This is a genomic window from Mesorhizobium sp. M7A.F.Ca.CA.004.04.2.1 (assembly GCF_004022825.1).
GTDB lineage: Bacteria > Pseudomonadota > Alphaproteobacteria > Rhizobiales > Rhizobiaceae > Mesorhizobium.
In genome coordinates, this window is sequence record NZ_RZPH01001702.1 from 1 (window position 1) to 574 (window position 574).

Here is a 574-nt window from a genome sequence, read left to right on the forward strand (position 1 = left end):
ATTTCGATCAGGCGGTTTTCGACCGGATCGTCGAAGACTACGGGCAATTCTCGCGCGATCTCGGCTTCCAGACCATTGTGCCGATCCCGATGTCGGCCCGTTATGGCGACAATGTCAGCCGCCGGTCGGAAAGCATGGAATGGTATTCCGGTCCGACGCTGATCGAGCATCTCGAAACCGTGTCGGTCGACGAAGCGATGGTCGAACTGCCGTTTCGTTTCCCTGTCCAGTATGTCAACCGTCCCAATCTCGACTTTCGCGGCTTTGCCGGCACGGTCGCCTCCGGCTCGGTTGCGCCCGGCGACGAGGTCGTTGTCGCCAAGTCCGGCAAATCCTCGCGCGTCAAGCGGATCGTCTCGTATGGCGGCGATCTCGCCCAGGCGGCCGCCGGCCAGGCCGTCACGCTCGTCCTCGATGACGAAGTCGAAATCTCGCGCGGCAACATGCTGGTTTCGCCTGCCGCACGGCCGCAGGTCGCCGATCAGTTCGCCGCCAACATCGTCTGGTTCGACGAGCATGCGTTGCTGCCAGGCCGCTCTTACATCCTGCGCACCGAGACCGACCAGACCAGCGC

The 574-nt window shown here is 62.9% G+C and carries 1 pseudogene; it reads left to right on the plus strand.

The features are described 5' to 3' along the window. Positions 1-574, plus strand: a pseudogene (locus tag EN893_RS37085) (adenylyl-sulfate kinase); the annotation flags it as partial.